21 protein-coding genes and 2 tRNA genes are annotated in these 25,173 nt (G+C 70.4%); 15 read left to right on the top strand and 8 right to left on the bottom strand.

The window, feature by feature from the left end; genetic code table 11:
- The first annotated feature begins 76 nt into the window (after positions 1-76).
- The 4 genes from FS532_RS13485 (at position 77) to FS532_RS13470 (ending at position 5,463) form a co-directional block, all read left to right on the top strand.
- Positions 77-1,186 (top strand): YlbL family protein, encoded by a 1,110-nt coding sequence (locus FS532_RS13485; protein WP_260852709.1) that lies wholly within the window; start codon positions 77-79, stop codon positions 1,184-1,186.
- Positions 1,187-1,425: 239 nt separating this feature from the next.
- Positions 1,426-4,419, top strand: coding sequence for a UPF0182 family membrane protein (locus FS532_RS13480; protein WP_186322037.1), 2,994 nt, complete (start codon positions 1,426-1,428; stop codon positions 4,417-4,419).
- A 64-nt stretch (positions 4,420-4,483) separates the two neighbouring features.
- Positions 4,484-4,560, top strand: a tRNA-Met gene (locus tag FS532_RS13475).
- A 90-nt stretch (positions 4,561-4,650) separates the two neighbouring features.
- The gene (locus FS532_RS13470) at positions 4,651-5,463 is read left to right on the top strand and encodes a carbon-nitrogen hydrolase family protein (protein ID WP_144755188.1); all 813 of its coding nucleotides are present in this window, start codon (positions 4,651-4,653) and stop codon (positions 5,461-5,463) included.
- Positions 5,464-5,950: 487 nt separating this feature from the next.
- Here FS532_RS13470 and FS532_RS13465 read toward each other — a convergent pair whose 3' ends face one another.
- Positions 5,951-7,153, bottom strand: a complete 1,203-nt coding sequence (locus tag FS532_RS13465; protein WP_144755184.1) for an aminotransferase class I/II-fold pyridoxal phosphate-dependent enzyme — start codon at positions 7,151-7,153, stop codon at positions 5,951-5,953.
- 193 nt (positions 7,154-7,346) lie between these two features.
- Between FS532_RS13465 and FS532_RS13460 the strand changes: the two genes are divergently transcribed.
- From FS532_RS13460 to FS532_RS13440, 5 genes are all read left to right on the top strand, one after another.
- Positions 7,347-9,374, top strand: coding sequence for a S1C family serine protease (locus FS532_RS13460; protein ID WP_144755181.1), 2,028 nt, complete (start codon positions 7,347-7,349; stop codon positions 9,372-9,374).
- Positions 9,375-9,574: 200 nt separating this feature from the next.
- On the top strand, positions 9,575-10,618 hold the full coding sequence (locus tag FS532_RS13455; protein WP_144755178.1) for a glycosyltransferase family 2 protein: 1,044 nt from the start codon (positions 9,575-9,577) through the stop codon (positions 10,616-10,618).
- A gap of 9 nt (positions 10,619-10,627) precedes the next feature.
- Positions 10,628-11,446 (top strand): CDP-alcohol phosphatidyltransferase family protein, encoded by an 819-nt coding sequence (locus FS532_RS13450; protein WP_144755175.1) that lies wholly within the window; start codon positions 10,628-10,630, stop codon positions 11,444-11,446.
- Positions 11,443-12,351, top strand: a complete 909-nt coding sequence (locus tag FS532_RS13445) for a glycosyltransferase family 2 protein (RefSeq protein WP_144755173.1) — start codon at positions 11,443-11,445, stop codon at positions 12,349-12,351. The genes FS532_RS13450 and FS532_RS13445 overlap by 4 nt, the downstream gene beginning before the upstream one ends.
- 42 nt (positions 12,352-12,393) lie before the next feature.
- Complete coding sequence (locus FS532_RS13440) at positions 12,394-13,626, top strand: CDP-glycerol glycerophosphotransferase family protein (RefSeq protein WP_144755170.1); 1,233 nt, start codon at positions 12,394-12,396, stop codon at positions 13,624-13,626.
- A 25-nt stretch (positions 13,627-13,651) separates the two neighbouring features.
- Here FS532_RS13440 and FS532_RS13435 read toward each other — a convergent pair whose 3' ends face one another.
- The 4 genes from FS532_RS13435 to FS532_RS13420 all read right to left on the bottom strand — a co-directional run bounded on the left by FS532_RS13435 (position 13,652) and on the right by FS532_RS13420 (position 16,400).
- The gene (locus FS532_RS13435; RefSeq protein ID WP_144755167.1) at positions 13,652-13,957 is read right to left on the bottom strand and encodes a hypothetical protein; all 306 of its coding nucleotides are present in this window, start codon (positions 13,955-13,957) and stop codon (positions 13,652-13,654) included.
- Positions 13,958-14,065: 108 nt separating this feature from the next.
- On the bottom strand, positions 14,066-14,836 hold the full coding sequence (locus FS532_RS13430) for an ABC transporter ATP-binding protein (RefSeq protein WP_079238457.1): 771 nt from the start codon (positions 14,834-14,836) through the stop codon (positions 14,066-14,068).
- On the bottom strand, positions 14,836-15,660 hold the full coding sequence (locus tag FS532_RS13425; RefSeq protein ID WP_144755163.1) for an ABC transporter permease: 825 nt from the start codon (positions 15,658-15,660) through the stop codon (positions 14,836-14,838). The genes FS532_RS13430 and FS532_RS13425 overlap by 1 nt, the downstream gene beginning before the upstream one ends.
- A 44-nt stretch (positions 15,661-15,704) precedes the next feature.
- Entirely contained in the window at positions 15,705-16,400 is a 696-nt protein-coding gene (locus tag FS532_RS13420) for an NTP transferase domain-containing protein (RefSeq protein WP_144755160.1), read from the bottom strand.
- Between the two features lie 299 nt (positions 16,401-16,699).
- Here FS532_RS13420 and FS532_RS13415 point away from each other — a divergent pair, with 299 nt between their 5' ends.
- The 3 genes from FS532_RS13415 (at position 16,700) to FS532_RS13405 (ending at position 19,946) form a co-directional block, all read left to right on the top strand.
- Positions 16,700-17,989: an ABC transporter ATP-binding protein gene (locus tag FS532_RS13415; protein WP_260852706.1), complete on the top strand. Its 1,290-nt coding sequence runs from the start codon at positions 16,700-16,702 to the stop codon at positions 17,987-17,989.
- Positions 17,965-19,536, top strand: coding sequence for an ABC transporter permease (locus tag FS532_RS13410; protein ID WP_144755157.1), 1,572 nt, complete (start codon positions 17,965-17,967; stop codon positions 19,534-19,536). Before FS532_RS13415 ends, FS532_RS13410 begins: the two co-directional genes overlap by 25 nt.
- Before the next feature lie 149 nt (positions 19,537-19,685).
- Positions 19,686-19,946 (top strand): DUF3039 domain-containing protein, encoded by a 261-nt coding sequence (locus tag FS532_RS13405; RefSeq protein ID WP_092093667.1) that lies wholly within the window; start codon positions 19,686-19,688, stop codon positions 19,944-19,946.
- Positions 19,947-19,953: 7 nt separating this feature from the next.
- Here the strand turns inward: FS532_RS13405 and FS532_RS13400 are convergent, their stop codons facing one another.
- Positions 19,954-21,201, bottom strand: coding sequence for a nicotinate phosphoribosyltransferase (locus FS532_RS13400; protein ID WP_440130717.1), 1,248 nt, complete (start codon positions 21,199-21,201; stop codon positions 19,954-19,956).
- 745 nt (positions 21,202-21,946) lie between these two features.
- Between FS532_RS13400 and murI the strand changes: the two genes are divergently transcribed.
- Genes murI through rdgB form a run of 3 tightly spaced genes read left to right on the top strand, consistent with a single transcriptional unit; the run spans position 21,947 to position 24,107 of the window.
- Complete coding sequence (gene murI / locus FS532_RS13395) at positions 21,947-22,792, top strand: glutamate racemase (protein WP_144755151.1); 846 nt, start codon at positions 21,947-21,949, stop codon at positions 22,790-22,792.
- The gene (gene rph / locus FS532_RS13390) at positions 22,789-23,523 is read left to right on the top strand and encodes a ribonuclease PH (RefSeq protein ID WP_144755148.1); all 735 of its coding nucleotides are present in this window, start codon (positions 22,789-22,791) and stop codon (positions 23,521-23,523) included. Before murI ends, rph begins: the two co-directional genes overlap by 4 nt.
- Entirely contained in the window at positions 23,520-24,107 is a 588-nt protein-coding gene (rdgB, locus tag FS532_RS13385) for an RdgB/HAM1 family non-canonical purine NTP pyrophosphatase (RefSeq protein WP_144755145.1), read from the top strand. Before rph ends, rdgB begins: the two co-directional genes overlap by 4 nt.
- An 88-nt stretch (positions 24,108-24,195) precedes the next feature.
- Here rdgB and FS532_RS13380 read toward each other — a convergent pair whose 3' ends face one another.
- A complete protein-coding gene (locus FS532_RS13380) occupies positions 24,196-24,891 on the bottom strand; it encodes a DedA family protein (RefSeq protein WP_144755142.1) in 696 nt (231 codons plus the stop codon).
- A 118-nt stretch (positions 24,892-25,009) separates the two neighbouring features.
- A tRNA-Leu gene (locus FS532_RS13375) sits at positions 25,010-25,090 on the bottom strand.
- Between the last annotated feature and the right edge of the window lie 83 nt (positions 25,091-25,173).

Here is a 25,173-nt window from a genome sequence, read left to right as displayed (position 1 = left end):
CGCACCTGGGACGCCCCCGTGGGAACGCCCGAACCGCTGCGCCGAGGGCGAACAGCCCGCCCTGGAAGGACGTTGTGTGACCCTCTTCGCCGCCGAGCCCCGCCGCCGCTCGCGTTCCCGGACCATCGGCTGGGGGTTCGTGATCGGGGCCGTGGTCCTCGGGCTGCTCGCGAGCTTCCTGCCGAGCCCGTACCTCATCGAGGTACCAGGCCCCGTGTACAACACGATCGGGACGCAGAAGCAGGGCACGGGCAAGGACGCGAAGGACGTCAAGCTCATCCAGATCGACGGACACCCCACCTACCCGACCGCCGGCGCGCTCGACATGCTCACCGTCGGGATCCAGGGCGACGCCACGAACCGACCGTCCTGGACCAGCGTCATCCGCGCGCTGTTCACCGAGTCCGAAGCGGTGATCCCGGCGTCCGCGATCTACCCCGAGGGCGTGACCACCGACCAGGTGAACCAGCAGGACACCGCCGACATGCAGGCCTCGCAGCAGTCCGCAGTCGCCGCCGCCCTCGTCCAGCAGGGCTACGAACTGCCCACCGACCTCGAGGTCGGCACCGTCCAGAAGGGCTCCGCCGCGGACGGCGTCATCGAGAAGGGCGACGTCATCCGCTCGTTCGACGGCACCTCCCTCACCGAGAACGCGGACGCCACGTCGCTCCGGGAACTCGTCGCGAAGCACGGCACGTCCGACCCGGCGAAGGTCGTCATCGAGCGCGACGGCAGCGAGAAGACCGTGGAGCTCACGCCGCGGAACGAGCAGGGAACGGCGCTCATCGGCGTCGGCGTCACCGAGCAGTACGACTTCCCGTTCCGCGTCTCCATCGAGCTCCAGGACGTCGGCGGCCCCTCGGCCGGCATGATGTTCGCCCTCGGGATCATCGACGAGATCACGCCGGGCAAGCTCAACGGCGGCAAGCACGTCGCGGGCACCGGGACCATCACGGCCGACGGCGAGGTCGGCGCGATCGGCGGCATCCGCCAGAAGATGTACGGCGCGAAGGACGCCGGCGCGACCGTCTTCCTCGCACCGGCAGACAACTGCGACGAGGTCGTCGGGCACGTCCCGTCCGGACTCGACGTCTATAAGGTCGGCACCCTCGACCAGGCGGTCACCGACCTCCAGACCATCGCCTCCGGCAAGAGCACCGCGAAGCTCGCACGCTGCACGTCGTAGGGCCGGCCACGCGCTCCACGCGACGTCCGCGGACGTCGCGATCCGTGCCTCCAGGCAGTCCGACTGGAGGCGCGGATCGCCTTCCTGAGTCTCCGTACAGTTTCAAGCGTGCTCGGGCCACATAGGATCGATGCACTGACGGCCCGCCGCGCCGGGCCCGCCGGTTCGAAACGTCTGGAGCACATCAAGTGACGACAACCTCGTCCACCTCGGGGCGGCGTTCGCCGCGGGTCCCGATCGTGGTCACGATCATCGTGCTGGCCGCACTGGTGATCGCCTTCTTCATCTTCGCGAGCCTGTACACCGACTACGCGTGGTTCGCGCAGCTCGGCTTCCAGCAGGTCCTGACCACGCGGTGGATCGCCGGGACGCTGATGTTCCTCGCCGGGTTCCTCGGGATGGCGGTGCCCGTCTACGCGAGCATCGCGATCGCGTTCCGGTTCCGGCCGGTCTACGCGAAGCTCAACTCGCAGCTCGACCGCTACCAGCAGGTCATCGAGCCACTGCGTCGTGCCGTGATGATCGGCATCCCGGTCGTCCTCGGCATCTTCGCCGGGCTGTCGACCGCGGGGCGCTGGAGCATGGTGCTCGAGTACTTCAACCGGACGCCGTTCGGCAAGACGGACCCGCAGTTCGGGCTCGACATCGGGTTCTACGTGTTCGAGCTGCCGTTCTGGCGCGCGATCGTGGCGTACTCGTCGGCCGTCGTGCTCATCGCGGGACTCGCCGCGCTCGCCGCCTGCTACCTCTACGGCGCCATGCGCTTCGGCGGTCGCGAGGTCCGCATCTCGAAGGCCGCGCGGATCCAGCTCGCGGTGACCGCTGCCGTCTACGTCGCCCTGCAGGCCGTGAGCCTCTGGCTCGACCAGTACGCGGCGCTGACGAAGTCGAACTCGCTCATCACCGGTGCGCAGTACACCGAGGTGAACGCCGTCATCCCGGGTCGCGAGATCATGGCCGGCATCGCGGCCATCGTCGCCATCCTGTTCATCGTCACCGCGGTCATCGGCCGCTGGCGCATCTCGATCGTCGGCACCGGACTGCTGCTCGTCGCGGCGATCGTGATCGGCGGCATCTACCCCTGGATCGTCCAGCGCCTGCAGGTGAAGCCGTCCGAGCGCACGTTCGAGTCGGCGTACATCGAGCGGAACATCAAGGCCACCCGTGACGCGTACGGCGTCTCCGGAGTCCAGGAGCAGAACTACGACGCGACGACCGAGGCGAGCTCCGGCGCCCTCGCGCAGGACGCCCAGACCACGGCGAACATCCGCCTGATCGACCCGAAGATCGTCTCGGACACGTTCAGCCAGCTGCAGCAGTACCGGCAGTACTACCAGTTCCCGGACGAGCTCGACGTCGACCGGTACGACGTCAAGGGTGAGACCGAGGACACCGTGATCGCGGTCCGCGACATCGACCTCGACGGCCTCAGCGCGCAGGCGAACACCCCCTACAACCGGGCGTTCGTCTACACGCACGGCTACGGCGTGACCGCGGCGTTCGGCAACCAGCGCGCCAGCGACGGCAAGCCGGTGTTCCTCGAGTCGGGCATCCCGTCGAACGGCGCGCTCGGGGACTTCCAGCAGCGCGTCTACTTCGGCGAGACCTCGCCGGCGTACTCGATCGTCGGTGCGCCGAAGGGCTCGAAGAACGTCGAGCTCGACTACCCGTCCGGCTCCGACGACGACAACGGCGGCAACGCCACGACGACGTACGCCGGCAACGGCGGACCGAGCCTCGGCAACTTCTTCAACCGTCTCGTCTACGCGGCGAAGTTCCAGTCGGAGCAGATCCTGCTGTCGGACGCGGTGAACAAGGACTCGCAGATCCTGTACGACCGCGACCCGATCAAGCGCGTGCAGCAGGTCGCGCCGTACCTGACGACCGACTCGGACGCGTACCCGGCGATCGTCGACCACCGCATCCAGTGGGTCGTCGACGGCTACACCACGAGCGACGCCTACCCGTACTCGCAGAGCCAGAGCCTCTCGGACAGCATCGCCGGCGCGGAGAGTTCGGCGTACCGGACCGACCAGGTGAACTACATCCGGAACTCGGTGAAGGCGACGGTCGACGCGTACACGGGCAAGGTGACCCTGTACTCCTGGGACACCAAGGACCCGGTCCTGAAGACGTGGGAGAAGATCTTCCCGACCGCGATCAAGCCGGTGTCGTCGATGAGTGCCGAGCTGCTCGACCACGTCCGCTACCCGACCGACCTGTTCAAGGTGCAGCGGTCGATCCTCGGCACGTACCACGTCACGAACGCGAACTCGTTCTACTCGGGTGACGACGCGTGGAACACGCCGCAGGAACCGACGTCGGGCACGAACGACTCGTCCGACACCGCCGACACGTCGACCACGACGAACTCGGGGGCGAACGCGCTCGGGGCCACCACGACGACGTCCAAGGCGAACCTGCAGGACCCGTACTACCTCACGATGAAGGTGCCGGGCCAGGGGACCGCGTACACGCTGTACACGACGTACATACCCCAGCAGTCCGCCGGCTCGAACAACCGCAACGTGCTCACCGGGTACCTCGCGGTGGACTCCGACGCCGGAGGCGCGGGCAAGGGCAAGAAGGCGTCCGGCTACGGCAAGCTCACGTTGTTGACGATGCCGAAGACGGACAACATCCCGGGTCCGGCGCAGGTGCAGAACCTGTTCAACTCGGACACCACGGTGTCGCAGGAGCTGAACATCCTGAAGCGGGGCAACTCGACCGTCAAGCAGGGCAACCTGCTGACGCTCCCGGTCGGTGGCGGGTTCCTCTACGTCCAGCCGGTGTACGTCCAGTCGACGTCGAGCGGTTCGTACCCGCTGCTGCAGAAGGTCCTCGTGGCGTTCGGCGACAAGATCGCGTTCGAGGACACCCTCGACGAGGCTCTCAACAGCCTGTTCGGCGGTGACTCGGGTGCTGCTGCCGGTGACCAGGGTGCGGCCGGCGGTTCGTCGGGGTCCTCCGGGTCCGACTCCGGGTCGTCCTCGGGATCCGACTCCGGGTCCTCCTCGGGGTCCGACTCCGGCTCGTCCGCGGGTTCGGGTTCGTCGTCCGGGTCGGGGACCACCGACAACGCGGCGCTGCAGAAGGCTCTCAACGACGCCAAGCAGGCGTTGCAGGACCGTCAGGACGCCTACGCGGACAACGACCTGGTCGCCGCCGCAGAGGCCGATCAGCGCCTGCAGGAAGCGATCCAGGCCGCCACCGAGGCCGAGAGCGGGAACTAGACACACCGTGGCGGGGCACTCGATTTGTGCCCCGCCACGGCCCCGTGTAGGCTTATCAACGTGCCGCGGGGTGGAGCAGTTCGGTAGCTCGCTGGGCTCATAACCCAGAGGTCGTAGGTTCAAATCCTGCCCCCGCAACCAAGCGTCACAGAGAAGGCCCCGGTCCAGTCGGACCGGGGCCTTCTTCGTGTGCCGGGCTGCTCGGATCTCGCTGGCCGGTACGCTCGGCGGATGGGCACCCTGACGATCGCAGCGGCGCAGTTCGCGCCGGTCGACGACCCCACCGCCAACCTCGAGACCGTCCGTGCCGCAGCGGTCGACGCGGCCGCGCGAGGCGCCGACCTCCTCGTCACGCCGGAGTACACGTCGTACTTCACGGCCGAGATCGACGACCGGTTCGTCGCAGCCGCAGAGCCCCTCGGCGGCCCGTTCGTCAGCGGCCTGCAGACGATCGCCCGCGACACCGGGATCGCGCTCGTCGTCGGGGTGGCCGAGACCGGCTCCGGCGATCGCTTCCGGAACACCCTCGTCGCGGTGCTGCCCGACGGCTCGATCGCCGCGGCGTACCGGAAGGTGCACCTGTACGACGCGTTCGGGTCCCGCGAGTCCGACCACATCGAGTCCGGCGATCCCGCGCAGCTGCCGGTGTTCGAGCTCGGTGGCGTCCGGGTGGGCCTCGAGACCTGCTACGACCTGCGCTTCCCCGAGGTCACCCGCCGCCTCGCCGCTCCGGAGCACGGTGCCGCCGACGTCGTCGTCCTGCCCGCCGAGTGGGTCCGCGGCCCCGGCAAGGAGCACCACTGGCGGACACTCCTCACCGCACGTGCGATCGAGAACACCGTCTGGGTGGTGGGCGTCGGGCAGACGCCGCCCGTCGGCATCGGCGGGTCGGTCGTGCTGGACCCGTCCGGAGTGGCGGTCGCGGCGGCCGGGGCGGTCCCGGGGATGCTCGTCGCGACGGTCGACACGGCGGTCACCGACGCTGTCCGACAGACGAACCCGTCGCTGTCCCTGCGGCGCTACGAGGTCACGCTGCGCGACTGACGCGCGGGCTCTCGGCTGCTGGCGCTGGCCCGGGCGTTCGCCATTTGCTGCTCGTCCGTCCGCGAGCGGGCGATGTCTGCTCTGGAGGACGTCCGGGTGGCGAGGATTTCGCCCGTTCGCACTCGCGATGCGTTCGACGGGCCGTGGCTCGGACGGGTTTCCGCTGCGAGCGGGCGAACACTGCCCGGGCCGGGTGCCGGACAGTGCGTTCTCCGCCCGCTCGTCGAACGTGGAGACGGCCGACGGTCTGGACGCGCGCGAGCGGGTGAAATCCGCACCGCCAGACCTGCGAGGGGATGTGTTTCGCCCGCTCGTGTTCAGAAGTGGACCGGGGCGCAAGCGCGGGCGGCCATGCGGGCGGTCCGTGCGCGAGCGAGCGGGCGAAATATGCACCGTTCGGGCGGCGAGGGGGACGTATTTCGCCCGCCCGCGCAGAGACACGCGGGGCGGGCGGGCGGGTGGGCGCGCGGGCGGTGTCCGCGCGGTGTCAGGCGCGGGAGGTGAGCCCGGCCAGGCGGGCGGCGGCGTCCTCGAGCACGGGGCGCCGCTTGCAGAAGGCGAACCGGACGAGCGAGCGGTACCCGGCGGCGTGGTCCGGCCGGACGAACGCGGACACGGGGACACCGACGACGCCGACCAGCTCGGGCAGCTGCAGGCAGAACTCGCGGGCGTCCTCGTACCCGAGCGGGGCGGCGTCTGCGATGACGAAGTAGCCGCCGTCGGGCCGCATGAGCTCGAAGCCGGCGGCACGGAGACCGTCGGCGAGCAGGTCGTGCTTCGCCGAGAGCTCTGCCGCGATGCCGGTGAACACCGCGTCGGGCAACCGCAGTCCGGCGGCCACCGCGGGCTGGAACGGGGCACCGTTCACGAAGGTCAGGAACTGCTTCACGCTCGTGATGGCGTCGACCAGCGCCGGGGGAGCCGTGAGCCAGCCGATCTTCCAACCCGTTGTGCTGAAGGTCTTCCCAGCGCTCGAGATCGAGACGGTGCGGTCGGCGGCTCCGGGGAGCGTGGCGATCGGCACGTGCGGCACGTCGAACGTCAGGTGCTCGTAGACCTCGTCCGTGACGATCAGGGCGTCGTACTGCTCGGCGAGTTCGACGATCGTCGCGAGCACCTCGTCCGGGAGGACCCGCCCGGTGGGGTTGTGCGGCGTGTTCACCAGGACGACCCGGGTGCGGTCCGAGAACGCGGCGCGGAGGATGTCCTCGTCGGGCAGGAAGTCGGGGGCGGTGAGGGGGACCGTCACGTGCGTCCCGCCGGCCAGCCGGATGAGCGCGCCGTACGCGTCGTAGAAGGGTTCGAAGGTCACGACCTCGTCGCCGGGCTCGACGAACGCGAGCAGGGTGGCGGCCAGTGCCTCGGTCGCGCCGGCGGTGACGAGGACCTGGCGGTCGGGATCGACCTCGAGCCCGTACCACCGCGACTGGTGCTCGCTGACGGCCAGCCGGAGGTCCGGTGTCCCGCGACCCGGCGGGTACTGGTTGACGCCGTCGCGGATCGCGGCCACCGCGGCGTCGAGCACCTCGACGGGGCCGTCCTCGTCCGGGAAGCCCTGTCCGAGGTTGATCGCGCCGGTCGCCGCCGCGAGGGCGCTCATCTCGGCGAACACGGTCGGTGCGGGGACACCGTCGGGCCCAAGGAGCATCGCTCCTTCGGCTGCTCGCAACCAGGGTCCTGCCTGCCGCATGTGGTTCCCTCCGAGGTGTCGACCGCGCCGTCCAGCGCTGCCCGCACCCCAACCTACTGGCGGCCTCACGCACCATCCGGGCGGCCATCCACAGCCCACGCATAAGATCGCCATAGGTCGCTTGCAGCGTCACCAGGTGCACCGCTCAGGTGGGTCCGACAGACTGCACGAGCTTGAAAGGAGCACGTCCAGCATGACCGACACCACGCCCCACGGGCAGGACGACGACTTCCGTCCCGAGGACACGGCCGCACCGGCCGCTTCCGACGACGCCGCGACGCACGACTCCGAGCACACGAACGCCGTTCCGGGGAACGACGCGGAACCGGACCACACCGACGTGATCGACGCCGCCGCCCCCGCGAACGAGACCGACGTCATCGCCGCGTCGACCGATCACCCCACCGACCGCTACACCGCGCCGTACCCGACGGTCGCGTCGGAGAACCCGGCCCCGGCCGACGGCGCGGCGAGCACGAGCCAGTACGGGCAGACGAGCCAGTACGGTCAGGCCAGCCAGTACGGCCAGGGCCAGACCGGCCAGGCGGCCGGGGGCTACGGGCAGCACGCGACGCCGTACGGTTCGGACCCGGCGCAGACCGCCCAGTACGGCCAGCAGGCGGCCCAGCCGACCAGCCAGTACGGCCAGCAGACGGCCCAGCCGACCGCGCAGTACGGCCAGCAGGCGGCCCAGCCGACCGCGCAGTACGGCCAGCAGGCGGCCCAGCCGACCGCGAAGTACGGCCAGTACGGACAGGACCAGAACCCGTACGGCCAGGGTCAGTACGGGTCCGGCCAGCAGCAGCCCCGGTACGGCGAGTACGCCCAGCCCACCTCGGCCCCCGCATCGGCCTCCGAGTACTCCGGGTACGCGGGCGCGCCGTCGGCCCAGGCCCCCACCTCGGCCGCCAGCTCCTTCGGGGACGTCGACGGCTCCAACCAGCGCAACGGCCACTACTTCGGCGCAGCCGCGACCGGTGCCGGGGCGGGTGCCGCGACGGGCACCACGACCCGCTCGAAGGACGGCCGCGGACGCCTCGTCCTGCCGATCGTCGCGGGCCTCGTCGTCGCGGGCCTCGTCGGCGGCGGCGCCGGGTGGCTCGCCGGCTCGAGCCAGGGCGGCGGCACCGTCGTCGGTTCCTCGAACTCCCAGAGCGGCGGGAACCTGACCGTCAACGACTACAACAACGCGACGGTCGTCACCGCCGTGGCTGCCCAGGCGACGCCGTCGGTCGTGACGATCAACGTCTCGTCGAGCAGCGAAGCGGGTACCGGTTCGGGCGTCGTGTTCAGCAAGGACGGCTACATCGTCACGAACACCCACGTGGTGACGCTCGACGGTGACAGCTCGAACGGTTCGATCACGGTCACGACCTCGGACGGCAAGATCTACCCGGCGAAGCTCGTCGGCACGGACCCGACGGTCGACCTCGCAGTCATCAAGATCGACGCGACCGACATGAAGCCGATCAGCTTCGCGGACTCGTCCGACCTCAACGTCGGTGACACCGCCGTCGCGATCGGTGCCCCGCTCGGCCTGTCGAACACCGTCACCGACGGCATCGTCTCGACCCTCAGCCGCAGCATCCAGGTGACGTCGAGCGCCCCGAGCGAGGGCGGCGACTCCAACGAGGGCGGCAACGGCAGCGGCGGCCCGTTCGACTTCTGGGGCAACGGCGACAACGGCAGCAGCTCGTCCTCGAACACCACGGTCTCACTCCCGGTCATCCAGACCGACGCGTCGATCAACCCCGGCAACTCGGGCGGCGCGCTGCTCGACTCGAAGGGCAAGCTGATCGGCATCAACGTGGCGATCGCGAGCGCGAGCAGCTCGTCCGACTCGTCGAGCCAGTCCGGCAGCATCGGCGTCGGCTTCTCGATCCCAGCGAACCTCGTCAAGCGCGTGGCGAACGAGATCAAGGAGAGCGGCTCGGCGACGCACGGCCTGCTCGGCGCGACGGTCGGCGACGCCGCCGAGGACGCCAAGGCCACCCAGATGGGCGGGCTCATCAAGTCCGTCTCGTCCGGCGGTGCGGCGGCGAAGGCCGGCCTGCAGAAGGGCGACGTGGTCACGAAGATCGGTTCGGCGACGGTCTCCGACGCCACCGACCTGACGGCGCAGGTCCGCTACTTCGCCGGCGGTGCGAAGACCACCATCACGTACATCCGTGGTGGCGAGACCCGCGAGACGGACGTCACGCTCGGGACCTACAAGGGCTGACGCGCGTCAGCGGAACGCAACCACACGACGGCCTGGAGGCGCGGTGCCAGCTGGCACCGCGCCTCCAGGCCGTCTTCCGGTTGCGTCCCCGACAGGCGACGTCCTTGATGGGCGACGTCCTTGATAGGCTCAGGGTCGCTCTGCGGGGCGGCACCGTCCGCGGTGCGTCCCGTGCACCCAGCCAGGACCCCGAGGTACGCATGCAGACAGACGGACACCCCCTGCCGGGCGTCTCGTACGTGATGCCCGTCCTCAACGAGGTGACCGAGGTCCGTGCGGCTGTCCAGAGCCTGCTCGACCAGGACTACGCCGGTCCGTTCGAGGTCATCCTCGCGCTCGGCCCGTCGATCGACGGCACGAACGAACTCGTCGCCGAGATGAGCGCCGCAGACTCCCGCATCCGGGCGATCGACAACCCGGTCGGGTCGACCCCGGCCGGCCTGAACGTGGCCATCCGAGCCTCGGTGCACCCGATAGTCGTCCGCGTCGACGCACACTCGGTGCTGCCGCAGGACTACACGCGGATCGCGGTGCGCGTGCTGCAGGAGTCCGGGGCGGACAACGTGGGCGGCATCATGCACGCCGAGGGCCGGACACCGTTCGAACGAGCCGTCGCGCTCGCCTACGGCAGCCGCGTCGGTCTCGGTGGTACCCCGCACCACGTCGGTGGCGAGGCCGGACCGGCCGAGACCGCCTACCTCGGGGTGTTCCGCCGTGACCGCCTGTTCGAGGTCGGCCTCTTCGACGAGGGGATCAAGCGCGGCCAGGACTGGGAGCTCAACAAGCGGCTCCGGCAGACCGGCGGCACGGTGTGGTTCACGCCGGAGCTCGTCGTCACCTACCGTCCGCGGCCGAGCCTCAAGCGACTCGTGCGGCAGTTCGTCGCGACGGGGCTGTGGCGCGGAGAACTCGCCCGCCGGTTCCCCGCGAACAACGGCCTGCGCTACTTCGTCCCGCCGGCGATGGTCGCCGCGATGGCGCTCGGCATCGTCGCCGGGATCGTCGGCATCATCGGCGCAGCACTCGGCTCCGGGGCGGCGTGGGCGCTGCTCGGGTTCGTCGTGCCTGCGGTCTACATCGTCTTCGTCGTCCTGGGGGCCGTCGCGGTCGCCCGGCGGTCGGGGCTGCCGACGCTGCTCTGGCTCCTCGTGGTGCTGCCCTGCATCCACGTGGGCTGGGGCCTCGGCTTCATCATCGGCTTCCTCACCCGGACGTCCGAACTGACCACGCACACGGGACGGTGACCTGACCTCTTGACCGATGACACGACCGGCCGCGGGAACACCCGCCCCACCTCGATCGCCGAGCTCCGTGCCGTCGCCCAGCCGGACGAGGTCCGTTCGCGGGCGAACGCCGAGCACTGGACGGCGTCGCTGTACCTGCGGGACGTTTCGCCGTACCTGACCTGGTTCCTCCTGAAGACGCGGATCAGCGCGAACCAGGTCACCGGCCTGATGATCCTCGTCGGGTGGAGCATCGCCGCTGCACTGCTCATCCCGGGCATCTGGGGTGCGGTGATCGCGCTCGTCCTCGGGCAGCTGCAGATGCTCGTCGACTGCAGCGACGGCGAGGTCGCCCGGTGGCGGGGGACCCGGTCGCCCGCCGGCGTGTTCCTCGACAAGGTCGGGCACTACACGACCGAGGGACTGATCCCGATCGCACTCGGCGTCCGTGCCGCCACGTGGCCGATCCACGGCGCCGACTGGATGTGGACGACGATCGGCTGCGCCCTGGGGCTCGTCATCGTGCTGAACAAGGCGCTGAACGACATGGTGCACGTCGCTCGTGCGAACGCCGGTCTCGACAAGCTCGTCGACCGTCGTGACGCCGGCACCGTCCCGTCCGGGCGACGGCTCGCCACCCTGCGCCGTGCCGCCCGGTTCCTGCCGTTCCACCGGCTGTACCACTCGGTCGAACTGAGCATCCTGGCCTTCGTCTTCGCCCTGGTGGCACTCGTGATCGGGCACCCGCTGGCCGACCGCATCCTGGTCGGGGCACTGCTGCCGCTGGCGGTGATCGCCACGTTCGGGCACTTCCTGGCGATCATCTCGTCGAAGCGGGTCCGCGCGTGACGCCCGGGACCGTCCGACGCCACGCGGTCCCGCACCGCGACCGGCCCCGCGTGGCCGTCGTGAGCCTGTCACAGGGCACCCGCCCGGACGACCTGCGCCGCGGACTCGAGAGCGTGCTCGCGCAGCAGGACGTCGAACTCGACGTCGTGTGCGTCGGAAACGGCTGGGAGCCCGAGGGCCTGCCCGACGGCGTCCGTGCGCTGGCGTTGCCCGAGAACGTCGGGATCCCGGCCGGACGCAACGCGGGGGTCGAGGTGGTCGACGGCGACTACGTGTTCTTCCTCGACGACGACGCGTCCGTGCCGTCCGAGACCTTCCTGCGGGACGCGATCGGGCTCTTCGAACGGGACCCCTCGCTCGGACTCGTGCAACCGCGGGTGGTCGACCCGACCGGAGCCGCGAACCCCACCCGCTGGATCCCCCGGATCCGCAAGGGGGAGCCGGACCACTCGTCGCCCGTGTTCTCGGTGTGGGAGGGCGCAGTCGTGCTGCCCATGGACGTCTACCGCGCCACCGGCGGTTGGGGAGCCGAGTACTTCTACGCGCACGAGGGCATCGAACTCGCCTGGCGCGTGTGGGACGCCGGACGACGCACCTGGTACGCCGGGGACCTCGTCGCGCACCACCCCGCGATCGATCCGGCCCGCCACACCGAGTACTACCGACTGAACGCCCGGAACCGCGTCTGGCTCGCCCGTCGCAACCTGCCCGCCGTGCTCCGCCCGCTGTACGTCGGGTCGTGGGCGGCGATCCAGGTCGCGCGCTGGTGGCGGCACCCGCGTCGCCTGGCGACCTGGTTCGGTGGCGTCCGCGAGGGCTGGACCTCGGACTGCGGCCCCGTGCAGGTCATGGGGTGGCTGACCATCGGTCGCATGACGGTCGCCGGCCGGCCCCCCGTCGTCTGACCCGACGACCACGAACCGTCCGCCGACACCGGGAGAGGGACCATGCCGATCATCCACGACGTGCGCACCGCCGTGCGACTGGCCGAGCGACTGCTGAAGTCGCGTCGGAGCCGTCGTGCACTCGCGCGCCGGCTGCCCGCCGCGCCGGCACCCGCTCCGGGCACGATCGAGATCGCGGTGTACTTCGCCGACGGTCCGGTGAACATGTACCAGGTCCGCCAGTGGTACGCCCCGCTCGCGAAGCTCGCGGCCACCCACCCGGTGGCGATCATCTCGCGCAGCCCCGGCACCATGCTCACGCTGCTCGACGAGTCCCCGGTGCCGGCGGTCTACGCGCGACAGGTCGTCGACCTCGAGCGGTTCGTCGACGAGCAGGCGCCCAAGATCGTCCTGTACGTCAACCAGAACGCCCGCAACTTCCAGATGATGCGGTACGGGCGGATGTGGCACGTCTTCGTCAACCACGGCGAGAGCGACAAGATGTACATGACGACGAACCAGTTCAAGGCGTACGACTACGCCCTGATCGCCGGCGACGCCGCTCGTGACCGGCTCGCCGATGCGCTGTGGGACTACGACCTCGACGCGCGCGCCATCGCGATCGGTCGCCCCCAGGCCGACCACTTCGCCGGTGCGGCGCCGTACCCGGACGACGACCGCACCGTCGTGCTCTACGCGCCGACCTGGGAGGGTGACCGGGCCGCGGCCGCCTACGGCTCGATCGCGACGCACGGCACCACGATCGCCGATCGGGTCCTGGCGTCTCCCGCGCACCGCCTGGTCTACCGGCCGCACCCGCGCAGCGGTGTCCGTGACGCTGCCTACAAGGCCGCCCACGAGCGCATCGTCGCGGCGATCACGAGCGCGAACGCGGCTGACCCGAACGCGCAGCACGTGTACGACGACGGCGCCGAGCTCGGCTGGCAGCTCGCCGGTGCGGACGTCGCCATCACCGACATCAGCGCGATGATCTACGACCGCCTGGCCGTCGGGAAGCCGCTCATCGTGACCAGGCCGGAGTCTTCGGAAGCGGACGTCGACGAGCGCGGCTACCTCGGCGACGCGAACTGGCTGTCGGCAGCGGACGCGTCCGACGTGGTCGCCCGGGTCGATGCCGCGGCGAACGACGCCGCCGAACTCGCGAAGTTGCAGCACTGGGTGCAGCGGTACTTCGGCGACACGACGCCGGGCGCGGCGACGGCGCGGTTCCACAGCGCGATCGAACGGCTGCTCGACCGCTGGCGTTCGGTCGCGGCGACCCGCGGCGAGGGCTGACCGGACGGACGCCGGTCCTGCGTCGTCAGGCAGCACGGCCGTCGCCCACGAGGGACATCCGCCAGAGGTACTCGGACCGGTCCGGACGGCGCCACCGGACGACGACCACGCCGGTGTCCTCGGCGTCGGCACCGAACACCGCGATCGAGAGTGCGCGGCCGGGCTCGAGTCGGCGGACGGCGAGCGGTGGGCAGTACCCGTTGCCCAGATGGGTGAGGGTGAGACCGTCGACGGGTTCGTCGCCGGTGTTCACCAGGTCGTAGCGACGTGGCGCGAGGGAACGGTCGATCGTGAACGGGACGGCGTAGGCCGTCGGTGTCGGGTGGTGCATGCCGTCACGGTAGGGGGAGGGTCCGACGTTCGGGGTGGCGTTCCGACGCGGGAGCCGGCGGCTGTGGAGCGGGGGTTCGAGGGCCGGGTTGTTGAGGGGGAGGCGGGCTCAGACGCCGTAGTCGGCGGAGTACCGCGCGAGGGCTTCCTCGATCGTGCCGTCGAGCTGCAGGTGCCCCTTGTCGAGGTAGAGCCCGCGGTCGCAGAACCGTCGGAGGTCCTTGTCGCTGTGCGAGACGAAGAAGAGGGTCCGACCGCCGGCGAGCAGTTCTTCGATGCGCTTGTAGCACTTCTCGCGGAACGCCTTGTCACCGACGGCGAGGACCTCGTCCACCAGGATGACCGGTTCGTCGAGGCGGGAGATGACCGCGAACGCGATCCGCACCTTCATCCCGCTCGACAGGTGCTTGTAAGGGGTGTCGACGAAGTCGCCGATCTCGGCGAAGTCGATGATCTCGTCGAAGGCGTCCCGGATCTCGGCGCGTGACATGCCGTGCAGCCCCGCCGTGAGGAACACGTTGTCGCGGACCGAGAGATCGCCGACGAAGCCGCCGGTGATCTCGATGAGCGGTGCGACGCCGGCTCCGACGTGCACGCGGCCCTCGTCGGGGAGCATGACCTGCGCCACGAGCTTGAGCAGCGTCGACTTGCCCTGACCGTTCCGCCCGACGACACCGATCGCCTCACCCGGACGGACGTCGAAGGTCACGCCCCGCAGCGCCCAGAACTCGTCGGCCCGCTTCCGCCGGTTGCTCCCGGCGAAGAGGTCCTTGAAGCTGCGGCTCGCACGACGGTTGCGCTTGAACCGGATCCCGGCGTCGCGGACGGAGATCACGGGGGCGACGGTCGTGTTCCGCCCGGTCTGCTCGGTGGCGGTCATCACAGCTCCTTCAGGACACGGTGCTCGCTGCGCCGGAAGACGACGATCCCGATCCCGATGACCACCACGGTGACGACGACCGACACCGCGACCTCGAACCAGTCCAGCTGGGACGGGAAGAACGCCGAGCGGTAGATGCCGAAGATGCCGCTCAACGGGTTGAAGGCCGCCAGGTCGTGCAGCCGGTCCGGCAGGGCCTGCGTGCTGTAGATGATCGGCGACGCGTAGAACAGGAAGCGGAGCACGAGCTTCACGGCCCGCTCGAGGTCACGGAAGAAGACGACGAGTGGCGCGACGATCAGCCCGAGCCCGTACACGAGCCCGCACTGCAGCACGATCGCGAGGGGGTATAGCGCGAGTTCCCAGTGCACCTGGGCCCCGGTCGCGATGGCGAACACGGCGAGCACCGGCAGGCTCAGCAGGAACTCGATGCCCTTCGACGCGTTCACCCGTGCGACCCAGATGCTGCGCGGGATCGTCGTCGACCGGATGAGCTTGGTCTCCTTGATGAACGCACGCGTGGAGTCCGAGACGGCACCCGTGAACCACATCCACGGCAGCAGCGCCGAGAGCAGGAACACGATGTAGGGCTCTTCGCCGACCTTGCCGCGGTGGAACACCTGCGTGAAGACGAACCAGTAGATCGCCGACATCACGAGCGGGTCGAGGATCGACCAGAAGTAGCCCAACGCCGACGTCGAGTACCGGACGCGGAGGTCCCGGACGGTCAGCAGCCAGAGGGCATGACGATAGCGCCGACCGGCGCTCCGGGAGGCCGCGGGTGTGGCAGCCGCGGGCGCGGTCGGCGCACTCGCTGTGGTCACGGTTTCCCTTCGGGCGGAACCGCCGAGGGGGTCCTGACGGTGGTTCAGGCGAACAGGTTGTTCGCGCGCTCGAGGTCCTCGGCGAAGTCGATCTCGACGGCGTACATGTCGGAGATGTCGATCGGGCTCCAGAGTAGCCCGTCCTCGGCGATGGCAGCCTCGATGCCGCCCTCGAAGTACTCCTGGTCGTCGACACGGCCGAGCTGACGGATGAGCGCCTGCTTGTCGGCGGAGGAGACGTAGTTGATCCCGACCGCCTCGCCGAGACCGCCCACGACCTGCTTCGACAGCTTGTGGATGAAGCCCTCGGCGTCGACCGTGTACTTGACCTCTTCGTCGGAGACCTTGTCGGTGTTGACGCTGACGAACGAGCGGTCCTCGTCGATCATGTCCGCAGCACGCACGAGCGCGCGCGGGTCGAACACGACGTCACCGTTCATCCAGAGGACACCGCCCTTGCCCGTGGCCTTGAGCGCACGGAGGAGGCTCTTCGAGGTGTTCGTCGAGTCGTAGGACTCGTTGTAGACGAAGTTCGCCTCGGGGAACGCCTCGACGATGTACTCCGACTTGTAGCCGACGACGATCGTCACGCGTGCGCTCGAACCGAACGCTGCGCGGATGTTGTCGAACTGCTGCTGCATGATGGTGCGGCCGTCGCTGAGTTCGGTGAGCGGCTTCGGCAGGCTGCGCCCGAGGCGGCTGCCCATCCCCGCTGCGAGGATCACGATCTGCGTGGTCATGCTGGTCCCTTCTGGTGTCCGCCCGCGCGCCCTGGGGCACGGGCGGGCCTGGTCGAGTCTGCTCGCGGAAGGTCCGAGTTGGCCGTGAAGCACGCCGTCTCTGCGGTCATTCGCAGGGAACGGGCAACACGGAAGGCCCGAACTGAGCAGGTTTCCAAGTGGTGAACACTTCGTCGTGCCCCGGTGAATGATACGGAACGTCCCTCCCTCGGGGTACGGCTGCGAGCGCTTCGTGCTCAATTCGTGACACTGCGTCCCGCGGTTCCCCGCTGTCCGGAGAGCGTTGGTACGGTGGGGCCGTGGCAGCTGGAGCAACGGATGACGACGACGTGTACAGCACGTCGGACGCTGCCTGGCTGACCGAGGCCGACGACGCCGAGCGCGACGACGCCGAGCAGGACGACATGGGGGACGGGGATGCGCGCGACGCCTCCGCTGAGGACGCGATGACCGACGACACGACGGTCACCGACACGGACACGACGGTCACGGACACGACGGTCACCGACACGAGGGAACCGGGGTCGGACGAGACCGGCGCGACGACGGCGACCCCGACGACCGCGACGACCACCGGTCGCCGACCCGGCAAGCCGCGCGGCGGCAAGGGACGCGCCACGCGCCCGACGCAGGCCGCGGGAACGACCGGCACCGTGCCTCCAGGCCAGGAGAAGCAGAACGAGACGGACGCGACGGACGGCACCACCGACACCGCGACGGACGGCACCACCGACGCCCCTGCCACGGTCTCCGACGAGCCCGCCCCCAAGTCGAAGAAGCGTCCTGCCTCCACGAAGCGCCCCGCCGCCGGCCCGAAGCAGCCCACGCAGCCCGTGGTGCTGCGTGCCAGCGGCCTGGTGAAGCGCTACGGCCAGACCCTCGCCGTCGACGAGGTCGACCTCGAGATCCGCCAGGGCTCGATCTTCGGCGTCGTCGGTCCGAACGGCGCCGGCAAGACCACCACCCTGTCGATCGTGACCGGTCTGCTCCGCCCCGACGCGGGGAACGTGACCGTGCTCGACCACGACGTCTGGGCCGACCCGACCGCCGCCAAGCGCGACCTCGGCGTCCTGCCCGACCGGCTGCGACTGTTCGACCGGCTCACCGGCGCGCAGCTCCTCTACTACTCGGCGACCCTCCGCGGGCTCGACGGCACGACGGCCCGGAAGCGCAGCGCGGACCTCGCCGAGGCGTTCGGCCTGGGCGAGGCGCTCGGTCGTCAGGTCGCGGACTACTCCGTGGGCATGGCGAAGAAGATCGCCCTCGCGGCGACGCTCATCCACTCGCCCCGGGTGCTCGTGCTCGACGAACCGTTCGAATCGGTCGACCCGGTGAGCGCGGCCACCATCACCGAGATCCTCCGCCGGTACACCCGCGGGGGTGGCACGGTGGTGCTCTCCAGCCACTCGATGGAGCTCGTGCAGCGCACCTGTGACTCCGTCGCCATCATCGTCGGCGGGCGGGTCCTGGCCTCCGGCACGATGGCGCAGGTCCGCGGGCGCAAGAGCCTCGAGGACAAGTTCGTCGAACTCGCGGGCGGCCGCGTCGTGGCAGAGAGCATGGAATGGTTGCACAGCTTCTCCGGCTGAGGGCCGACCTGCTCGCGGGGGAGGTCCGCGGCAGCGCCCGCCGGTCCGTCCTCGTCGTGCTCGGCAGCCTCGCCGGTCTCCTCGCCGCGGTGTTCGTCGCGGTCGAGGTCGTCGGACTCCGTGACGCCTCGCCCGAGGTGGCACGCGCCGTCATCGTCCCCGTCGGCACCCTCGTCGCCTTCGCGTTCACCGTCGTGCCGCTCGTCGTCGGCCGGAGCGACCAGTTCGACCCGCGTCGGTTCACGGTGTTCGGGATCGGCCGTCGCGACCTGGCCGTCGGCCTCGGCGTCGCCGGTCTCGTGGGTGTCCCCGTCGTCGCCGTGGCGATCGTCGCCGTCGCGCAGTCCGTCGCGTGGATGCGCGGTGCCGGTGCCGGGGTGCTCGGCGTCGTCGGTGGCCTGCTCGCGATCGCGACCTGCGCACTGCTCGTCCGGGTCGGCTGCGCGGTCGGTGCCGCGCTCATCGGTCCGCACCGTTCGCGGGACGCCGGGTGGCTCGTGGCGCTGCTCATCGTGGTGCTCGGGATCCCCACCCTGTCGCTGTTGCTCCGTGTCGACTGGCTCGACCCGGCCGGTGCCGAGATGCAGCGCATCGCCGACGTCGCCGGCTGGACCCCGTGGGGTGCGGCCTGGGCGGTCCCGGCGGACGTCGCGAACGGCCTGGTCGGCGAGGGCATCGTCAAACTCCTGATCGCCGTCGTCGTCGTGGCCCTGCTCGGATGGGCGTGGTGGGCCGTCGTCGGGCGTGCGCTCGAGACCGTGGACGGTCGCGCCACGGCCCGGCGGTACCGCGGGCTCGGCTGGTTCGACCGGCTCGGTTCGACCCCCGTCGGCGCGGTCGCCGCTCGGGCGCTCACCTACTGGGTGCGCGATCCCCGGTACCGCGCGTCGTACCTCATCATCGTGTTCGTCCCGGTCGTCGTGATCCCGCTCGGGGTCGCCGGCGTCCCGTGGCACTGGACCGCGCTCGTGCCGCTGCCGCTGATGGCGCTGATCGCCGGCTTCCTGCCGCACAACGACGTCTCGTACGACAACACGGCCGTGTGGCTGCACGTCGCCTCGGGAGCGCCGGGCTGGAGCGACCGTCTCGGTCGGCTCGTCCCCGTGCTCGCGGTCGGCATCCCCGCGATCGTCCTCGGGTCGTGGCTGTCCGCGTGGCTGTTCGGCGACTGGACCGCGTTCCCGGTGCTCATCGGGGTGAGTGCGAGCGCGCTGCTGTCCGGCCTCGGACTGTCCAGCGTCGTGTCGGTACTGCTGCCCTACCCGACCGTGCGTCCCGGCGACCACCCCTTCCAGCAGCCGCAGGCCGCGGGTGCGGTCGCCTCGGTGGCGCAGTCCTCGATGGTGGTCGGGATCGTCGTGTGCTCGGTGCCGGCGGCGTGGACCGCCGTGCTCGCCTTCGCGGACGGTCCGTCACCGTGGAGCGTCCTGACGCTCGTGATCGGCGTCGTGGTCGGCGTGGTCGTGCTCGCCGCCGGTGTCGTCGCGGGCGGCCGGCTCTTCGACCGTCACGGGCCGGACCTGCTGGCCGCCGCGCAGCGCAACTGAACCTGATCGCGTCCGACGCGACCACACGACGGACTGGAGGCGCGTGGCGGCCCCGCACTGCGCCTCCAGTCCGTCATCCGGTCGCGATCGCGAGCCGCACTCGCCACCGCACCGTCGCGGCGCGCGGCGCACCGTCGTACCCTTGGTGCATGAGCATGACGGAACCCGGTGGCGGCCTCGACGTGATGGACCGTGAGCTCGAGAAGCTCCTCGAAGAGGAAGCGATCGAACCCGGCGACCACGAGCGGTTCTCGCACTACGTCAAGAAGGACAAGATCCTGCAGTCTGCCCTCAGCGGCAAGCCCGTGAAGGCACTGTGCGGCAAGAAGTGGATCCCCGGCCGCGACCCCGAGAAGTTCCCGGTGTGCCCAGACTGCAAGGCGATCTACGAGAAGATGAAGGCCGAGTAGCCCCGGCTCAGATCACCAGCGTCGGGATCGCCGGGTCGCCGCGACCGATGCGCGCGGCGTCCGCCGGCAGTTCGGCCTTCGCGAGCTTGTGGTGCGCGCGTGCTGCCTCGACTCCGTGCACGCCCAGGAACTCCTGGTGGACCTCGCCGTTCGTCACCACGGGGACGAGCAGCGGGCGCTCGTCGGGTCCGACTTGCCCCGTGGTGAGGACCACCTCGGCCGTGGCGATGCCGTTGCGGAGCCGACGACCGGCCTCCTTCCGGCCACCGAGCGACGCCTTGTCGGCCGACTTCTTCGCGACCGGCACCCAGTCGCCACCGTCCTCCTTGTGGGCGACGAGCTTGAAGACCATCCCCGCGGCCGGGTGCCCCGAACCGGACACGACACTCGTCCCGACCCCGTACGAGTCGACCGGCGCCGCCCGCAGCGCGGCGATCGTGTACTCGTCGAGGTCGTTCGTCACGGTGATCTTCGTGTCCGTGGCGCCGAGCCGGTCGAGCTGCGCACGGACCGACGCGACGACCGACGGCAGGTCACCGCTGTCGATGCGGACGGCGCCCAGCTTGCCGTCGGTCAGCCGGACCGCGGTGTCGACCGCCGCCTCGATGTCGTACGTGTCGACGAGCAGGGTCGTCCCCGTGCCGAGGGCGTCGAGCTGCGAGCGGAACGCCGCTTCTTCGGAGTCGTGCAGGAGCGTGAAGGCGTGCGCCGCGGTACCCATCGTCGGGATGCCCCAGGTGCGCCCGGCCTCGAGGTTGCTCGTCGCACCGAACCCGGCGATGTACGCGGCGCGGGCGGCGGCGACGGCGTTCCACTCCCCGGTGCGCCGTGAACCCATCTCGGCGAGCGGACGCTTGTCGGCGGCGGACACCATGCGTGCCGCGGCGGAGGCGATCGCGGAGTCCGCGTTGAAGATGCTCAGCGCGAGCGTCTCGAGCACGACGGCCTCGGCGAAGGTGCCCTCGACCTGGAGCACGGGGGAGTTCGGGAAGAAGACCTCGCCCTCGCGGTAGGCGCGAACGTCACCGGTGAAGCGGTAGTCGGCGAGGTAGTTGGCCGTGCCGGCGTCGATGACGTCGCGGTCGCGGAGGAAGCCGATCTCCTCGTCGCCGAACCGGAAGTCGGTCAGGGCCGTGAGCAACCGGCCGAGGCCCGCGACCACGCCGTAGCGCCGGCCGTCGGGGAGTCTGCGGGCGAAGACCTCGAACACGCAGCGGCGGTCGGCCGTGCCGTCCTTGAGGGCCGCATCGACCATGGTGAGTTCGTACTGGTCCGTCAGGAGCGCGCTGGTCACCTCTCCGACACTACTGTCGCGGCCTCCGGGAGGCGCGGATTGCGTCGTCGGGGCGGCGCGAGCGGGCGGAATGCGTCTCGGTCGCGCGCTGAGGGTGACGCATTCCGCCCGCTCGCGTGGGTGGGGCGGTCGGCGGGCAGCCACGCGAGCGGGCGAAACACGTCCCGTTCGCGCCCTGAGGGCGGCGCATTTCACCCGCTCGCCACGGCGCGCGGCGACGGGTTGCGGCGAGCGGGCCGTATACGTCCCGCCCGCGCGCCGACGGGAACGCATTTCGCCCGCTCGCGGCGGGTTGGCGGTGGAGGCGACTGCCTGGAGGCGCGGGCAGGCCCCGGGAGTCGGGTCGCGCCTCCAGGCAGTCGCGCCCACGGCGTGTGCGCGAGCGGGCGGAACACGTCCCGCCCGCTCGCCGACGGGGACGCGTTTCACCCGCTCGCGTGGATTCGGGTCGGCTGGTCGCGCGAACGGGCGGAACGTGTTCCGGTCGCGCGCCGGACGGGACGCATTTCGCCCGCTCGCATTGCTGCGGGGCGGCTGGTTGCGCGAGCGGGCGGAATACGGTTCGGTCGCGCGCCGGACGGGACGCATTTCACCCGCTCGCGGGAGCGGAACGGGAGCGGTCGCGGGGCGGAGCGGGGGCGGGCGCGGGGGCGGCGCGGAAGCGCAGGGCGAGCGCGTGGGCAGCGGGCGTCGGTACGCTGTCACCGTGACGGATGCACCGATCGGAGTCTTCGACAGCGGGGTCGGCGGGCTCACGGTGGCCCGCGCGATCATCGACCAGCTGCCGCGCGAGAGCATCCGGTACGTCGGGGACACCCTCCACTCGCCGTACGGCCCGAAGCCGATCGCCGACGTCCGCCGGTACGCGCTCGAGGTCATGGACGACCTCGTCGACCAGGGCGTGAAGGCCCTCGTGATCGCGTGCAACACGGCCTCGTCCGCGGTGCTCCGGGACGCCCGCGAGCGGTACGAGCAGGCGTACGGCATCCCCGTGGTCGAGGTCATCCAGCCCGCGGCCCGCGCCGCCGTGAAGCAGACCCGCACCGGGCGCATAGGCGTGATCGGCACCGTCGGCACCATCGCCTCGCGGTCGTACGAGGACGCCTTCGCGGTCGCGTCGGACATCAGCCTCACCCTGGCGGCCTGCCCCCGGTTCGTCGAGTTCGTCGAGACGGGTGACACCTCCTCGCCGGCCCTCCGCACCGTCGCGGAGCAGTACCTCGCGCCGATCCGCCAGGCCGACGTCGACACGCTCGTGCTCGGCTGCACCCACTACCCGCTCATGTCCGCCGCGATCCAGTACGTGATGGGGTCGGACGTGACGCTCGTCTCCAGCGCCGAGGAGACCGCCAACGACGTGTACCGGCGACTCGTCGAGCACGGGCTCGAACGCACCGCCCCGGAGCCGCCGACGTACTCGTTCGAGGCGACCGGCGACGACAAGAACGGCTTCATCCGACTCGCCCGACGCTTCCTCGGCCCCGAGGTCTCCAGCGTCGGCCACCTCCAGACCGGGGCCATCACGCTGCCCCGCATCGAAAGGACCCCATGAGCGACACGCTCCGCATCGACGGCCGCACCGCGACCGACCACCGTCCCGTCACGATCGAGCGGGGGTGGAGCACGCAGGCCGAGGGCAGCGCGCTCATCTCGTTCGGCAACACCAAGGTGCTCTGCACCGCGTCGTTCACGAACGGCGTGCCGCGCTGGCTCGCCGGCAAGGGGACCGGTTGGGTCACCGCCGAGTACTCGATGCTGCCCCGCTCCACGAACGAGCGCATGCAGCGCGAGTCGATCAAGGGCAAGGTCGGCGGCCGCACGCACGAGATCTCCCGCCTGATCGGCCGGTCGCTCCGGGCGGTCATCGACACGAAGGGCCTCGGCGAGAACACCCTCGTGATCGACTGCGACGTCCTGCAGGCCGACGGTGGCACCCGCACGGCGTCGATCACCGGTGCCTACGTGGCGATGGTCGACGCGATCGAGTGGGGCCGCGAGAAGGGCTTCATCGGCAAGAAGGCCACGCCGCTGACCGACAGCGTGCAGGCGATCTCGGTCGGCATCGTCAAGGGTGAGCCGATGCTCGACCTGGCCTACACCGAAGACTCGGCGGCGGACACCGACATGAACATCGTCACGACCGGTTCGGGCAAGTTCATCGAGGTGCAGGGCACCGCCGAGCACGCGCCGTTCGACCGCGACGAGCTGAACACGCTGCTCGACCTCGGCCTCGCCGGGAACCAGTCCCTCGCAGCCATCCAGCGCGAGGTGCTGGGGCTGTGAGCGGCACCGTCGTCCTCGCGACGCACAACCAGGGCAAGGTCGTCGAGCTGCGCGAGATCCTCGGCGAGGCACTGGGCGGTGTCGAACTCGTCGGCTACGACGGCCCGGAGCCGGTCGAGGACGGCGACACCTACGCCGCGAACGCCCTCATCAAGGCGCGCGCCGCGGTCGCGCACACCGGGCTGCCGGCGCTCGCCGACGACTCCGGGATCGCGGTGGACGCCCTCGGCGGCGCGCCCGGCATCCACTCGGCCCGGTACGCCGGCACCCGTGCGGACGCGGACAACATCGCGCTGCTGCTGCAGAACCTCGAAGGCGTGCTCGAGCGCACGGCAGCGTTCGTCTGCGCGGCGGCGTTCGTGACGCCCGAGGGAGAGGAACACGTCGTCGAGGCCGTCTGGAACGGCGAGGTCCTCACCGAGCCGACCGGCACCGGTGGACACGGCTACGACCCGGTGTTCAAGGCGGACGACGCCGACCGGTCCTCGGCGGAGCTCACGCGCGAGGAGAAGAACCAGCTGAGCCACCGCAGCAAGGCCTTCCGGGGGATCGCTCCGATCGTGCGGGAGCACTTCGGCGTCTGACGTCGCGGGCGTCGCGCCGTCACCGGCAGACGGACGGGAGGCGCGGTGCCAGCTGGCACCGCGCCTCCCGTCCGTCTGGTGGTGACCCTCAGTGCTGCGGTTCGGTCCCGGCTTCGGCTTCCGCCGTGCGTTTGGCCTTGCGGGCGTTCCGGAGGTAGGTCAGCGCCATCGGCACGACCGTGACGACGACGGCGGCGAGCAGGATGACGTCGATGTACTCGCGAACGATGTGCGCCACGAACGGGATGTGCCCGATGAAGTACCCGAGGAACGTCACGCCGACGCCCCAGATCACGGCGCCGACGGCGTTGTAGAGCGAGTACTTCTTGTAGTTCATGCGCCCGACACCCGCGGCGATCGGCAGGAAGGTGCGCACCACCGGGACGAACCGGGCGAGGATGACCGCGAGGGGACCGAACCGGTGGAAGAAGGCGTTGGTCCGGTCGACGTTCGCCTTGGAGAACAGTCCGCTCTCCTTGCGTTCGAAGATCGCGGGGCCGGCCTTCTTCCCGATGTAGTACCCGAGCTCGCCGCCGAGGAACGCGGCTGCGCCGATCATGAGCGCCGCGACCCAGATCGGGATGCCGCCGATCTCGCCGCCGCGGTCGAACGCGAACAGGCCCGTGATCACCAGCAGGCTGTCGCCCGGGAAGATGAAGCCGACGAGCAGACCGGTCTCGGCGAAGACGATCGCACAGACGACGAGCACGGCGACGGCCCCGAAGTGGTCGAGGATGTACTGCGGATCCAGCCATGGGATCAGGGCGAGTGCGACGGAGTGCATGTCTCTTCCGGTCGTGCAGATGCGGTGACGGGAGGGTCACCCGCACGACGAGGGTACCGTCCGCGGGTGACGGCGACGTCCCTCGGTGGTATGAGATGCGTGAGCACGCACCGGCCGGTGCGGAAGGAGGGACTCGAACCCTCACGCCTGGGGCACAGGAACCTAAATCCTGCGTGTCTACCGATTCCACCACTCCCGCGAGCAGCGGCAGTCTACCGAGCGTGACCGACGTGCCGGACGCGATCCGTGCCTCCCGGCCGGTCCTGCGCGACCACGGGACGA

The organism is Curtobacterium pusillum, from assembly GCF_007673235.1.
In the GTDB taxonomy this organism is placed as follows: domain Bacteria; phylum Actinomycetota; class Actinomycetes; order Actinomycetales; family Microbacteriaceae; genus Curtobacterium; species Curtobacterium pusillum_C.
The sequence above is the reverse complement of the archived record's forward strand: the minus strand, read 5'-3'. Positions and strand labels throughout refer to the sequence as shown.

Coding starts and splice junctions, on each gene's coding strand:
- FS532_RS13470 (WP_144755188.1), top strand. CDS start 4,651: ATGGGCACCCTGACGATCGCAGCGGCGCAGTTCGCGCCGGTCGACGAC.
- FS532_RS13465 (WP_144755184.1), bottom strand. CDS start 7,153: ATGCGGCAGGCAGGACCCTGGTTGCGAGCAGCCGAAGGAGCGATGCTC.
- FS532_RS13460 (WP_144755181.1), top strand. CDS start 7,347: ATGACCGACACCACGCCCCACGGGCAGGACGACGACTTCCGTCCCGAG.
- FS532_RS13455 (WP_144755178.1), top strand. CDS start 9,575: ATGCAGACAGACGGACACCCCCTGCCGGGCGTCTCGTACGTGATGCCC.
- FS532_RS13440 (WP_144755170.1), top strand. CDS start 12,394: ATGCCGATCATCCACGACGTGCGCACCGCCGTGCGACTGGCCGAGCGA.
- FS532_RS13435 (WP_144755167.1), bottom strand. CDS start 13,957: ATGCACCACCCGACACCGACGGCCTACGCCGTCCCGTTCACGATCGAC.
- FS532_RS13430 (WP_079238457.1), bottom strand. CDS start 14,836: ATGACCGCCACCGAGCAGACCGGGCGGAACACGACCGTCGCCCCCGTG.
- FS532_RS13420 (WP_144755160.1), bottom strand. CDS start 16,400: ATGACCACGCAGATCGTGATCCTCGCAGCGGGGATGGGCAGCCGCCTC.
- FS532_RS13410 (WP_144755157.1), top strand. CDS start 17,965: ATGGTTGCACAGCTTCTCCGGCTGAGGGCCGACCTGCTCGCGGGGGAG.
- FS532_RS13405 (WP_092093667.1), top strand. CDS start 19,686: ATGAGCATGACGGAACCCGGTGGCGGCCTCGACGTGATGGACCGTGAG.
- FS532_RS13400 (WP_440130717.1), bottom strand. CDS start 21,201: ATGGTCGATGCGGCCCTCAAGGACGGCACGGCCGACCGCCGCTGCGTG.
- rph (WP_144755148.1), top strand. CDS start 22,789: ATGAGCGACACGCTCCGCATCGACGGCCGCACCGCGACCGACCACCGT.
- FS532_RS13380 (WP_144755142.1), bottom strand. CDS start 24,891: ATGCACTCCGTCGCACTCGCCCTGATCCCATGGCTGGATCCGCAGTAC.